At 39.0% G+C, this 13,362-nt stretch carries 13 protein-coding genes and 3 pseudogenes; 15 read left to right on the top strand and 1 reads right to left on the bottom strand.

Annotated elements, in window-relative coordinates:
* The first annotated feature begins 331 nt into the window (after window positions 1-331).
* The 12 genes and pseudogenes from GZ996_RS10695 to GZ996_RS10645 all read left to right on the top strand — a co-directional run bounded on the left by GZ996_RS10695 (window position 332) and on the right by GZ996_RS10645 (window position 6,995).
* On the top strand, window positions 332-781 hold the full coding sequence (locus tag GZ996_RS10695; RefSeq protein WP_156806046.1) for a hypothetical protein: 450 nt from the start codon (window positions 332-334) through the stop codon (window positions 779-781).
* 21 nt (window positions 782-802) lie between these two features.
* Complete coding sequence (locus tag GZ996_RS10690; protein ID WP_162012039.1) at window positions 803-1,672, top strand: ATP-binding cassette domain-containing protein; 870 nt, start codon at window positions 803-805, stop codon at window positions 1,670-1,672.
* A gap of 13 nt (window positions 1,673-1,685) precedes the next feature.
* The gene (locus GZ996_RS10685) at window positions 1,686-2,393 is read left to right on the top strand and encodes a hypothetical protein (RefSeq protein ID WP_162012038.1); all 708 of its coding nucleotides are present in this window, start codon (window positions 1,686-1,688) and stop codon (window positions 2,391-2,393) included.
* Window positions 2,394-2,402: 9 nt separating this feature from the next.
* Complete coding sequence (locus GZ996_RS10680; protein WP_162012037.1) at window positions 2,403-2,969, top strand: hypothetical protein; 567 nt, start codon at window positions 2,403-2,405, stop codon at window positions 2,967-2,969.
* 76 nt (window positions 2,970-3,045) lie between these two features.
* Complete coding sequence (locus tag GZ996_RS10675; protein WP_162012036.1) at window positions 3,046-3,291, top strand: hypothetical protein; 246 nt, start codon at window positions 3,046-3,048, stop codon at window positions 3,289-3,291.
* Between the two features lie 12 nt (window positions 3,292-3,303).
* Window positions 3,304-3,915: a DUF2975 domain-containing protein gene (locus GZ996_RS10670; RefSeq protein WP_161979025.1), complete on the top strand. Its 612-nt coding sequence runs from the start codon at window positions 3,304-3,306 to the stop codon at window positions 3,913-3,915.
* 14 nt (window positions 3,916-3,929) lie between these two features.
* Entirely contained in the window at window positions 3,930-4,136 is a 207-nt protein-coding gene (locus GZ996_RS10665) for a helix-turn-helix domain-containing protein (protein WP_121835167.1), read from the top strand.
* Window positions 4,137-4,403: 267 nt separating this feature from the next.
* Window positions 4,404-4,689 (top strand): annotated as a pseudogene (relB, locus tag GZ996_RS10660) (type II toxin-antitoxin system RelB/ParD family antitoxin).
* Window positions 4,679-5,045, top strand: a pseudogene (locus GZ996_RS12000) (type II toxin-antitoxin system RelE/ParE family toxin). Before relB ends, GZ996_RS12000 begins: the two co-directional pseudogenes overlap by 11 nt.
* A 124-nt stretch (window positions 5,046-5,169) precedes the next feature.
* Window positions 5,170-6,084 (top strand): aldo/keto reductase, encoded by a 915-nt coding sequence (locus GZ996_RS10655; RefSeq protein ID WP_162012035.1) that lies wholly within the window; start codon window positions 5,170-5,172, stop codon window positions 6,082-6,084.
* A 208-nt stretch (window positions 6,085-6,292) separates the two neighbouring features.
* A pseudogene (locus GZ996_RS10650) lies at window positions 6,293-6,576 on the top strand (type II toxin-antitoxin system RelB/DinJ family antitoxin).
* Window positions 6,577-6,617: 41 nt separating this feature from the next.
* A complete protein-coding gene (locus GZ996_RS10645; RefSeq protein WP_162012040.1) occupies window positions 6,618-6,995 on the top strand; it encodes a type II toxin-antitoxin system RelE/ParE family toxin in 378 nt (125 codons plus the stop codon).
* 16 nt (window positions 6,996-7,011) lie between these two features.
* Here the strand turns inward: GZ996_RS10645 and GZ996_RS10640 are convergent, their stop codons facing one another.
* Window positions 7,012-7,977, bottom strand: a complete 966-nt coding sequence (locus GZ996_RS10640; RefSeq protein WP_162012034.1) for an asparaginase — start codon at window positions 7,975-7,977, stop codon at window positions 7,012-7,014.
* Between the two features lie 146 nt (window positions 7,978-8,123).
* Between GZ996_RS10640 and GZ996_RS10635 the strand changes: the two genes are divergently transcribed.
* The 3 genes from GZ996_RS10635 (at window position 8,124) to GZ996_RS10625 (ending at window position 13,196) form a co-directional block, all read left to right on the top strand.
* A complete protein-coding gene (locus GZ996_RS10635; protein ID WP_162012033.1) occupies window positions 8,124-9,521 on the top strand; it encodes a Cof-type HAD-IIB family hydrolase in 1,398 nt (465 codons plus the stop codon).
* Between the two features lie 127 nt (window positions 9,522-9,648).
* Window positions 9,649-10,863 (top strand): pyridoxal phosphate-dependent aminotransferase, encoded by a 1,215-nt coding sequence (locus GZ996_RS10630; protein WP_161979021.1) that lies wholly within the window; start codon window positions 9,649-9,651, stop codon window positions 10,861-10,863.
* 698 nt (window positions 10,864-11,561) lie between these two features.
* Window positions 11,562-13,196 carry a Na/Pi cotransporter family protein gene (locus tag GZ996_RS10625; RefSeq protein WP_156806068.1) on the top strand — a complete coding sequence of 545 codons (1,635 nt, stop codon included), beginning with the start codon at window positions 11,562-11,564 and terminating at the stop codon, window positions 13,194-13,196.
* Window positions 13,197-13,362 lie beyond the last annotated feature (166 nt).

Below are 13,362 nucleotides of genomic sequence, written 5' to 3'. Positions count from 1 at the left end.
GCCAAGAATCTAGGCTCAAAAACTTCAAATACTCAAAAACCACACAGCGATTCTTTCATCTTGATTGTTTTCGAGACGGAAATCACTGTGTGGTTTTATTTTGAAGCTAGTTTTTGCCCAGCCTCTTTTTATCTCGAAAAATAAAAAATTATCAAAAAACGATAAAAATCTATTGACAAAGATATTTTTGTGTTGTAATATAAATATATCGAAAGACGATAATAAATAAAACAAAAACAACAAATCGTCATCGAAAAGGAGAAAAAGTTAAGAGCTCAGCTATTTCTACACAAATCAAGACTAAACTAAAAACAACAAAGGAAATATTACCATGAAAACAATCAAAACTATCGCAACAGTAACCCTCTCAGCAATCATCGCCGTTCTTGTTCTTCAAGTGAGTGCCGCAGCCCTTCTTCAAACCTTATCTCTCAACCCAGAACAGTTCTTGCCAAAAGGTGCAGTCATGGTCGGAGAACTCGGCTGGACAAATGTTATCGCACTCTTTGCACATCACGGCTTGATGATTTATGCCTTAATGGCTCTCAAAAAACTGATCAAAGGCTTTACCAAAGAAACCTTGATGTCAGCAGCCTTTGGTAAAAACCTCACTCAAGTTGGTATCGTGGCAGTTATCGCAGACTTGATTTCTAGCTACACTATGTCTCAAATGCTAGGCTACATTCAGGTGAATGTTCAACTTGGTGTTTACCTTATCCTAGCGGGCTTTGCCTGTGAGTATGCACGTCGCTACATGGTTAAAAAAGGATTGACTTTCTAAAGCATTTAAAAGGAAAAATGCATGAAAAACTTATTAACGATAACTAGCATTAGCAAGCACTACGGCAAACAAAAAGCACTAGACAAGGTGAGTTTTACCATCAAAAAAGGTGAGATTTTAGGACTCGTTGGTCAAAATGGAGCTGGTAAAACAACGCTTATCCGAGTCCTATCCGGTCTCATCACCAAAGATGAGGGTGAGGTTATTCAAGAAACTGCCTATAAAATCGGTGCCATTATTGAATCACCAGTTCTTTATCTAAATATGTCTGCCTTTGATAATTTAATGTATTCAGCCCTGCAAATTGGGATTGCAGATACTGAGAAACGAATTGATGAGGTACTGAAATTGGTTGGCCTATCTGACGTGGATCCGAAGAAAAAGATCAAAGACTTCTCACTCGGGATGCGTCAGCGGATGGCGATTGCGCTTGCTATTCTTGATTTTCCAGATTTCCTGATTTTGGATGAGCCCGTCAATGGCCTCGACCCATCTGGTATCAAGGAGATGCGGGACATTATCCACAACCTCCGAGACCGCTACGGCATTACAATCCTCATCTCCAGCCACATTTTGTCAGAGCTTGAGCTGGTCGTTGACCGTTTCGTCATCATGCACAAGGGCAAGGTCATCAAGGATATTGCCAAAAACGACCTGTATGCAGAGGTCGAGGAAAAGATTGTTGTAAGGACGACGGACAATAAGCTGGCGCAACAAACGCTTAATGAGTTGGGCTTAAAGCCAGTTGCCCAAGGGGACAAGTTAGTCTTGTCGCCTGACCAATCTGTGCAGGAGCTTATCCTAGCACTTCTTGAGAAGAAAGTTGAAATCACTGATATTTACCACGCAGGTGGTAACTTTGAAGACTACTACCTCAGTCTCTTAGACTAGAAAGAAGAAAATCATGTTTAATTATTTAAAAGCTGATTGCTATCGTATTCGTAAGGAGCACCTATCTTTTGTATCACTTGCTTTACTCCTTATCTTTGGAAATTTATTTGCCTATCTTTATCGTGAAGATAGCTCTAAAGAAGTCGCTAGAAATCTGGTGATGACTTGGCCAACCTTATTGCCTCTCTTTTTTGTCACACCAGCCAAGATTTTCCTAGGAGAAGATTTGACTAATCGCACCATCAACAACATGCTTATCAAAAGTCAAAATCGTTTGAAAGTATTTGCCTACAAATGGGGCATGACGGTGCTTGCTACTTGGCTATATGCGTTTGTAGCCCTCATGGTGACAGGTCTGGTCCATCATTTATTGACAGATGTGGTCTCTTATCAAACAATATTAACTTACCTATTCTACCAGTTACCGCTTTATACTGTGATTGCCAGTCTTTGTGCTTTTATCTTTGCCTTCTTTGACCGTATTTATCAGTCTTATATGGTGTATATCATTATCGTCCTTTTATTTGACCAACTAGCTAGTCTTATGATGGGGATGCTGTTTAAGACCGATGCGCTAGCGCCTTACATGATGTTTAATCAGCTTGGGCAGGTGGATATTGCGGGGAACTATCTGACAAGTACTGTTTTTGTGGCTATGCTGTTTAGCCTTGTTTATGCTCTTGTTAGCTACCTCATATTTGCCAAACGTGAATTTAAGTAGGAGATTATGATGAAACGTAAAATTTTAATAGGATTAGCTGTCTTTCTAGTGATTGGCCTTGCTGGGTTGGTCTGGACTGGTGTTCAAAATGATAAAACTGATGTTTCTTATGATAAGGCATTTACCACTCCAGCTAAGAACATCAATGTTATCAATGTGTCTAGTTTGGAACAACCAGCCAAGGTTATAGTGAAAGAGAGTGAACAGGAAGAAACCACCGTCTATATCAAGGGGCAGTTGGCGAAAAATAACATTGCTGCCATGGAAGAACAATTTGGTATTGATGAGGAAGGTGATTTGATGATTTCATTTGCCAAAAATGGTTTCACGATGACGGTCATGGGAGATAAGCCGATAGTGACGATTGAGATTACCCTTGCCAAAGGCGTGACGTTTAACGATTTTCGTCTTTTTAGTAGCAATGGCGGAGCTGATGTTATCTTACCGAAGAGCTTTGATGGTAGCTACAAAATCACCAGCCAGAGTAACAACATCACCAAACCACAAAATGGGACTAATACAAAACGCCAAGCAAGCATTGAAACTCCAGGTGATGTGAATGTGGTGCTGGAGTAGGAAAGAAGAGACTTGTTTTTCATCAATAAAAACTGATTTATAAACGATAATAGTGTATAATAAAGGAGTTATCTTAATGAAAAAAAGTTTAGTTATTTTTAGTTTGTTGGTAGTAGCAATGGTCTCACTTTTTCAAATCAGTGATTTTCTAATTTCGGCTGTTGAGATAATTCCGTTTGGCTATGTGGATTATTCAGATGTTGAAGATATAGAAGTAGATGATATTCATAATGATGACCACTTGTCTAAGTCATTTGAGACGTTTATTGAAGAACATCCAACACCATTTTCTAAGACTATTGTGAAAACTGAGGATGACTAATAAAGGAGTTCTATGGCTATTGTTATTATTCTTTGCCTACTAGTTTTAGTAGGTGGTTTGTTTATCTTAGTTTACCGAGGCATTAAAAAAAATGAACAACTGGCGTCTAAAGATTTTTCATATTTGCGTTGGATCATTGGTATGTTATCAATTGCGATTTTCTTAGGTGGTCTAGGGATTGTTGCTAATTTGATCTATAATGGTCTAGGTTTTCTAGGAGTTACCAAGGATGGGCAAAATCTTTGGCATTTGCAGTCAGGAAATGTCATGTCATCTCTAACCTTTGAAAATAGTAATACGCCCGTTGGTTTAGTGATTGATACCTTACATTGGAGTGCTATTTTAGGAGTATTTGTTTGTTTGAGAATATTTATGAAAAATATTCTAACGGAGGCTATCTTTGTGTTACAAAATGCCCAATTAGCGCGTTGGTTGACCTATTGTCTCATTATAGCTGCCCTTGTCTCTCAAGAGGGGACTGGTCTGGTTACAATATCTAGTGATGAGGGCAATTATGCCTTTCTTAATCTAAACTATTTGCTAGGTGCTGCGGTAACGTGGACCATGTCAATTATCCTTGAAAAAGCTATCGCTATTGCTGAAGAAAATGAATTCACAATCTGATTGGAGGTAGGGACATGATTATCGTCAATTTAGATGTGGAACTGGCAAAGAAAAAAATGAAATCAGGTGACTTGGCGGAGCGTATTGGCATTACACCAGCCAATCTTTCCATTTTGAAAACAGGTAAGGCAAAAGCCATCCGCTTTTCAACTTTAGAAGCCATTTGTAAGGAGCTTGGCTGTCAGCCTGGAGATATCTTGGAATATCGTGAAGATGATTAAATAAACAGTTATAGAAAAAGAGTTTCCTTAGATTTGTTGCGTGAGGAAACTATTTTATGTTTATGCCTTAGTTAGATAGTATCGTTTTGTCATTTAGCAAACGCTAAAATGGTATTTGAAATGATTGTTATATGCTTAAAAATAATCTGATGATGGCTCAAGGTGCCAGAAGGGAGTATGGGTAATTTGAGGAACTATATTTCTGACTATACTTAACTATATAGGAATATATTAAAGTGTTATACTTAGTTGTAAGGAGGTGCTATTATGCACGTTTTAGAGAAAAATATACAGGTAAATTTTAAGACTAACAGGGAATTGCTAGAAAAAGCTAAGGCTATTATTACAGCACACAATAGATATGACAGCAAGTTTTAACTTATTCTTAGAAAGTGTTGTTAAAAATAAGGCGTTGCCTTTTGAGACTGATGCCGATAAAGAAAGAGTTGAACTATTAGCAGGTCTAAGAGCGGAAATTGCTCAAAGTTTTGGTGATCTGAAAAATGGCCGAGTGTATAGTGTTAGTGAAGTGAGGGCTAACCTTGGTATCTAATAAGAATTATAGCCTTATTATCCCTGAAAAAAGTACAGGAGCAGTTAAGAGGTATCACAGATTATATTAGCAACACTTATTTTTCAGAACAGGCAGGAGTTAACACGGTAAATAATATCATTTATGGTCTCGAATGTCTTGAAGTATTTCCAGAAGCAGGATTTAATGCAGATGATAGGGGAGGAGAGGTTATTTATTAGCCATACACTACTCGAGGGGTAGTATTAGGGGATAATATTGCCTTTTATCACATTTTAGAGGATAGAGGAGCTGTTTTTGTGTCTGATATTATCCATAGTAAACAAAATTATCTAAGGTTATTCAAAAAAGCATTACAGAGGGATATTAAAGATTAGGTTAGACTTGTTTTAAAGTCAATAACTACTATCAGAGGGAGAAATTCCCTCTTTTTTAAGGCTAAAACAAGTGATCGTTTTCATTTTTTGGTATACTAAAACCATTAAAACAAAGGAGAGAAAAATGAAACAAGTTATTGGACAGACAGGTGTGGAAGGATCACGCATTTCACTTGGTTGTATGCGAATGGCTGCGCTAGATGTGGCTGATGCTGAAAAAGTGATTGCAACAAGTTTGGAAGCTGGTATTAACTTTATTGACCATGCAGACATTTATGGAGGCGGACAGTCTGAGGAACGCTTCCGTGATGCGGTGACAAATCTAGGTATTGCGCGTGAGGACTTGATTTTACAATCTAAATGCGGTATTCAGCGTGGTTATTTTGACTTTTCAAAAGATCATATCCTTAAATCTGTTGATGGTATTTTGAAACGTTTGGATACAGATTACCTTGATTTTCTAGTCTTGCACCGACCAGATATTTTGGTCGAACCAGAAGAAGTTGCGGAAGCTTTTAGTCAATTAAAACAATCTGGTAAAGTGAAACACTTTGGTGTCAGCAACCAAAACCGTTACCAAATGGAACTCTTGCAGTCTTATCTCGATGAGCCATTGGCGGTTAATCAGTTGCAATTATCCCCAGCTCACACCCCAATGTTTGATTTTGGGGTCAATGTGAATATGCGTAATGAAGCGGGTGTCAATCGTGACAGTGGCATTGTGGAATATTGCCGTTTGAATAAAGTGACGATTCAGGCTTGGTCACCATTCCAAATTGACCTTGGGAAAGGCCTTTTCTCAGGAAATCCAGATTACAAAGAATTAAACGAAACAATCAGCCGTTACGCTGAACAATACGGTGTGTCTGATGAAGCGATTATCATTGCATGGATTTTACGCCATCCAGCCAAGATGCAAGCGATCATCGGTTCAATGAATCCAGACCGCATTGTCAAAATTGCTAAGGCGACTGAGGTTAATCTGACGCGTCCAGAATGGTATGACATTTACCGCAGCGCAGGAAATGTCTTGCCGTAAGCCTATCCAGAATACTGTTCTTGTCAGCTTGGTAGCTGATCGAACAGTATTTTTTTGCAATATGTTATGACAAAAATAAGTTATGCTTAGCTAGTTAATCAGGAGAACACTCTAGAAATGGACAGGATAGAAAGAATCAAGTTGATAATACATTGACTATTCACGCGAAATGCTATACAACAACATTACAAATTAAGGAGGTGATAATATGGGAAAAACTGCTACAATTAATGTTCGAGTGGATTAATCGGATAAAAAATCAGCGGAAGAAGTTTTAAAGCAGCTTGGGATGCCAATGTCAACTTTGGTGATGTTACTATTGAAACAAGTGTCATTAACTAAGAGTATTCCCTTTGATATTGCTTTGCCAAAACCAACATCATTAATAAACGTTGATGTTGGTTTTGGCAAATGATGATTGAAGCTTATAATGAGGCAGAAAGTAGTAATGTTCGGTCAGCAAGTGAATTCTTTCGGGATAGGCACGCATAAGTAAAGGAACGGTTAATATTTAAGATTGGGCTGAACAAAATATCGAAGCGATCTATCATTACATCGCAGATGATCTTCAATCTCCGCAGACCGTCACGAAACAATTTGAAGCGATTGTAGAGGCGATACAATTTTTAGAAATTTTTCCTGAGAGATGTGCGATTGTCCAAGAACTACTTGCATTGGATATCATAGTAAGGCGATTATTGGTGAAGAATTACTCAGTATTTTATTGTTTTGATAATAACATAGTGACTGTTTTGAGAGTTTTGCACCAAAGCAGTGATTTAGAGCGATTGCTATTTGAATTGGTCGTAAAGAGGAGTAGTCAACTCCAGTATCAAATCACGACTTATTCTCAATTGGTAAATCTTTGCTATAAACACACAAAAAGACTGTTTTTGCTTGTTGGTAGCTAAAAAACAGTCTTTTGTGTTAGCCTTCGATATAATCAACTAATTCTTTTCCTGTTAATCCTGCATTGAGCGCAATCAAGAGTTTCAAACGCGCCTTGGGAGCATTGAGCTCTTTGACAAACATAACCCCAGCATCCTGGAGCTTGACGCCACCGCCCTCGTAGGCGTATACAGGCTCTGCAATACCATTGAAGCAACGCGATACGAGTACGACAGGGACCCCTTGCTTGATGAGTTTTTGGAGTTCTAAAGCTGCGCTAGGTGGCACATTTCCAGCTCCTAGAGCTTCGATAACTACCCCATCAATATTGTCAGGGCTGAGCAGACTAATGATACTCCCATCTCCCATCCCAGCATATGCTTTAATGATGGGTACCGTCCCTAATACCTTATCCAAATCAAATCGTATACGAGGTTCGGTTGTTTTAAAAAAGAGAATATCGTGTTTCATGATAATTCCAAGAGGGCCATGTGTGGGGGTTTGAAAGGTAGAAACGTTAGTCGTATGAGTTTTGGTCACATATTTGGCGGCATGAATTTCATCGTTCATCACCACAAGGACGCCCTTATCAGCAGCCTTATCATGACTAGCCACACGAAGGGCAGAAAGGTAGTTGTAAACTCCGTCACTCCCTAGCTCATTTGATGAGCGCATGGCGCCTGTTAACACAATAGGGATATCTGGTATCGCCATGGTATCTAAAAAGTAGGCAGTTTCTTCTAAGGTATCGGTGCCGTGGGTAATGACAATGCCATCATATTGACCAGCTGTCTCACGGATTTTGTGATAGATTTGTAACATGTGCTTGGGAGTGATGTGAGGGCTTGGAAAATTAAAAAAATCTTGACTATCAATGTTTAAGTTTGATAGTTCCAGATCTGTTTGTGTCATCGGATTAACAGCATTTGGAGTGACATTCCCAGTATCATCAGCAGTCATGGAAATGGTGCCACCAGTATGGAGAACTAAGATTTTTTTAGGCATAAACGAAAGTCTTTCTGAAAATGAATATGATATAATATAAGTATTGTAACACATTTTTGGAAAGTAATGAAAGAGCTAGCTTGAGCAAAGTTAGACTTACTTGCGGTAGAAAATGTTAAAAAATGATAGATGAAAGGAGCAGTTGGATGGCAGTCAAAGCAGTCTTTTTTGATATTGATGGGACGCTTGTCAACGATATGAAAAAAGTGCAAAGATCAACGCAAAAAGCTATTGCTGAGATGAAAAAACAAGGCATTTTAGTTGGTCTTGCGACAGGGCGTGGTCCAGGATTTGTTTCTCCATTCATGGAGAATTTAGGCCTTGATTTTGCAGTAGCTTATAACGGACAGTACATTATTACGCGTGACAAAATTCTCTATCAAAATCAACTTCCAAAATCTTTGGTTTATAAAGCTATAAAATTCGCCTCCAATCATCGAATGGAGATTTCACTTGGATCTGCAGATGGTCTTTTGGGATCCAATATTATTAACATGGGAACGAGTTCTGTTGGGCAGGTACTTAGTCGAATCGTTCCTAAAAAATGGACAAAATCTGTGGAGCGGAGTTTCAAACATTTGGTACGTCGTGTGAAGCCCCAAAATAGTCAGTATCTTCTCACGATGATGCGTCAGCCTGTCTACCAAATTGTCTTAATTACTACTAAGACGCAGCTCCTTAAAGATGAATTTCCAACCGCAACTGTGACTAGAAGCAGTCCCTACTCAGCGGATGTCATTTCTCAAGGGCAATCTAAGGTGAAAGGAATTGCCCGTGTTGGTGAGGTCTTTGGTTTTGATTTGTCTGAGGTTATGGCTTTTGGTGATTCGGACAATGATATGGAGATGCTATCTGGAGTTGGTGTCGCAGTAGCGATGGGGAATGCTAATGAAGAACTTAAAGCGGTTGCTCACTATGTTACAGAAACTAATAATAAAGACGGTATCGCAAAGGCCCTGGCACATTTTGGACTCATTCATGTTGAGCAGGAGAAGGTATTTGGCAGTCGTGACGACAACTTCAACAGAGTCAAGGATTTTCACCAGCTTATGGACGGTGAAACTTGTGAGAAGCCTAGAGTCTATGATTTAGAGGAAGCAGGTCACCGTTCAGGCTTTAAAGTAGAAGAGATTATTGAATTTCTTTACGCAACCAGTGGTGGTAATCCAGACTTGTTTAAAAAAGCTGTGGAAGACCTTCATCAGGCTGTGGATAAAGCGGTGCAGAAAGTGGAGGCAAAAGGAGAGCCTGTTGATAACCCTTTGGTGGGGCAAGTTGATGCCCTGACAGACCTTCTCTATTTTACCTATGGCTCCTTTGTATTGATGGGGGTTGACCCCAAACCATTCTTTGATACCGTACATGAAGCCAATATGGGGAAAATTTTCCCGGATGGGAAAGCCCATTTTGACCCAATTACCCATAAAATCTTAAAACCAGATGACTGGGAAAAACGCTTTGCCCCTGAACCAGCCATCAAACGAGAACTGGATAGACAGATCCAAAAAGCAAAAATGAAACAAAGGAAAAAAGAGATACGATAAAAGCTCCGTTGGAGCTTTTTACATGACATCAGAATTGGCTTCTTCTTTTCATTTAAACGATTTTGCGCTATAATAAGGAACGTGATTGAAAGGGGGACTGCCCAGTTGTCGTCCCAGGTATTTGATAATGAAAGAATTTAATAAATCCTCAAAACTTGAACATGTCGCTTATGATATCCGTGGACCAATCTTGGACGAAGCTGAGCGCATGATTGCCAATGGAGAAAAAATTCTACGCCTCAATACTGGAAATCCGGCGGAGTTTGGTTTTACAGCACCAGATGAGGTGATTCGTGATCTGATTTTAAATGCCCGAAACAGTGAAGGCTATTCTAATAGTAAAGGGATTTTCTCTGCCAGAAAAGCGATTATGCAGTATTGTCAGACCAAGGGCATCCAAGGTGTTGATATTGACGATATCTACATTGGTAATGGTGTTTCTGAGATGATTTCCATCTCTATGCAGGCGCTTTTGGACAATGGTGATGAAGTGCTAGTGCCAATGCCTGACTACCCCCTTTGGACAGCTTGTGTGAGTCTCGCTGGGGGAAATGCGGTACATTACCTTTGTGATGAATCTGCCAATTGGTATCCAGATATTGATGACATCAAGTCTAAAATTACATCTACGACGAAGGCGATTGTTATCATTAACCCAAATAACCCAACAGGGGCCCTCTATCCAAAAGAACTTCTAGAAGAAATCGTTGAGGTTGCTCGTCAAAATGATTTGATTATTTTTGCGGATGAAATTTATGACCGTATGGTGATGGATGGTAAAAAGCATATCGCTATTGCTAGCCTTGCACCAGATGTGTTCTGTGTGTCAATGAATGGTCTGTCAAAATCTCACCGTATCTGTGGTTTCCGTGTGGGTTGGATGGTACTCTCTGGACCTAAAAAACATGTTAAGGGCTATATTGAAGGACTTAATATGTTGTCAAATATGCGCCTTTGTTCAAATGTGTTAGCCCAGCATGTGGTTCAAACCTCTCTCGGTGGTTATCAGTCTGTTGATGAGTTACTTGTTCCAGGTGGGCGTATCCATGAGCAACGCGAATTTATCACAAAAGCAGTCAATGATATTCCAGGCTTATCAGCTGTTAAGCCAGAGGCAGGACTCTATATTTTCCCTAAAATTGACCGCAATATGTACTGTATTGATGATGACGAGGAATTCTGTTTGCAATTGTTAAAACAAGAAAAAGTCATGTTGGTACCTGGTAAGGGCTTCAACTGGAAAGAACCAGACCACTTCCGCATCGTTTATCTCCCTCGTGTGGAAGAATTAGCGACCTTGCAAACAAAACTAACACGTGTCCTCAGTCAATATAAACGATGATAGAACCATTCCCGTTGTTCTTCCTCCCGGTCCTATCAAGCGATTGGAAGACTATAAAAATAAAAATCGCCACATGATATTAACGTTTTAGCTTACCAACTTATAGAAGAACATCCGTTTTTCAACATTATCGCCACAAAGTTTTGGCATTTTCAGATATAAAGGTAATTGAAATTGTTGGTGTAAGGACAGTTGTATCGCGCATAATATGGGTTATTTGATTGTTCTTTCAAAAAATTGACTTTTCTATCCTGAAATCACTCATTGAAATTAGCAACTACAGGAATGATTCTGATAGAGCGCTAGAGCAGCCACTTTTAAGCATTTTGAAAAGAAATGGCACGATTTCTCTAGCAGAGTTCTTAGCGGTTAGCCAAGAGGAATTGGTGTAACACACTTAGTGGCTTATTGTGTCAAATATTGCTTATCTAAAATCTAAAATTTGAAACATGAGGCATTAGTATCTCTATGTTTTGTTGAGCTACTTAGGATTTTGCCTCAAGATAAAAAGTAATAGTGACGTGACAAAAAGAAAATTAACAGTTAAAAATAAGAGAATGACGAGGAATGAGCTATTTTGAGGAGTATGTTTCTCTCCAAATCTCTTGTTTTTTGCTGTTAATCTTCTAAAAAACTTGTTTCTAGACTTAAAAAGGTCTAAAATGAAAGAGAATAATTTTTTAGAACGGAGAAAAACGGTGACGCTAAACTGGCAGGATATAGTTTTCAATTTTATTGGAGGTCTAGGACTCTTTCTTTTTAGTATAAAATACATGGGGGATGGTCTTCAACAGGCCGCCGGTGACCGTTTAAGGTACTATATTGATCGCTATACTAGTAACCCTCTGTTGGGAATTTTGGTTGGGCTTGCGATGTCTGCTCTTATTCAATCGTCATCTGGCGTAACGGTTATCACGGTTGGTCTGGTATCAGCTGGTCTACTTAACCTTAGACAAGCGATTGGGATTGTCATGGGAGCCAATATCGGAACGACAGTAACTTCATTCATGATTGGTTTTAAGTTAGGAGATTACGCTCTTCCTATGATAGCCCTTGGAGCCGCTTTGCTTTTTTTCACCTCAAATAAAAAACTTAATAATCTAGGTCGTGTCATCTTTGGAGTCGGTGGGATTTTCTTCTCTCTGAATTTGATGGGGGATGCAGTTGAACCATTAAAAACGGTGGATGTTTTCCGTGACTATTTGGCTACTCTTGGCGATAAGCCATTTATGGGAGTCCTTATTGGTACTGTTTTAACTATGTTGATACAAGCTTCTTCAGCCATTATTGGTATTGTTCAGAGTCTTCATAGTAGTGATTTGTTAGATTTGCAAGGGTCTATCCCAATTCTTCTAGGTTCAAATATAGGAACATGTATTACGGCAGTTCTAGCTTCAATTGGTTCAACGATTGCAGCGAAACGAGTGGCATGGGCGCATGTGTTATTTAACGTTATTGGTACTGTCATTTTCATGATTTTATTAGTTCCTTTTACGGGCTTTATTGATTTTTTACAAAGTCAATTACAATTGACTCCTGAGATGACAATAGCCTTTGCTCATGGAGCCTTTAATATTACCAATACTATTATTTTGCTACCCTTTATTAGCATTTTAGCGATTTTAGTGACAAAATTTATCCCAGGTCAAGCAGAGGTTGTTGCCAAATATGAAGCACTTTACCTTGATAAAATTTTAATCACTCAAGCGCCAGCTATTGCCCTTGGGAATGCGAAAAAAGAATTGATTCACTTGGCGTCATATGCCATCCAAGCACTGGAGGCTTCTTACAGTTATTTAAAAACAGCTGATGAGAAATATTCTGACCATGTGCATCGCTATGAAAAAGCCGTTAATGGGATTGATGAAGAATTAACTAATTATTTGATTGCTATTTCAAATGAGGCACTTAATCCATCTGAAAATGAGGTTTTAGCAGGGGTGCTTGATGCTTCACGAGATTTGGAACGAATTGGAGATCACTCAGAGGGCTTAGTGATTTTGATTGAAGGAGTGCATCATAAAGATGCTCGTTTCTCTGAAGAAGCGTCTCAAGAATTACGTGACATGTATCATTTAACGCATCGTATGATTTTAGATAGTGTACGTGCGGTGGAAGATCGCGACAGGACTTTAGCAGAGGAATTGTTAGAACGCCATCGCGACATCGAACGCAAGGAACGTCAAATTCGTAAAAATCATATTCGCCGTTTGAATAAAGGAGAGTGTTCTGCTCAAGCGGGAATGTCCTTTGTTGATATTATCTCTCACTACACTCGCATTACAGATCATGCTGCTAATTTGGCTGAAAAAGTTTTAGAAAATCAAATCTAATTTTGACGCTTGTAGAACTATTTTAAAAGAAAGTGGGGGTGAAAAGAACCCCTTATAATGGACAGTATAAAAAGTACTATACTGTTCTTATAAGGAGGTTCTTTTCTCATGGCTAAAAAAGGAAGTAAATTTACAAAGTATCCACCTGAATTCAAAATACAAGTAG

Source organism: Streptococcus sp. S784/96/1, from assembly GCF_902729355.1.
GTDB classification, from domain to species: Bacteria; Bacillota; Bacilli; order Lactobacillales; family Streptococcaceae; genus Streptococcus; species Streptococcus caledonicus.
This window is presented reverse-complemented; position numbering and strand designations above follow the sequence as displayed.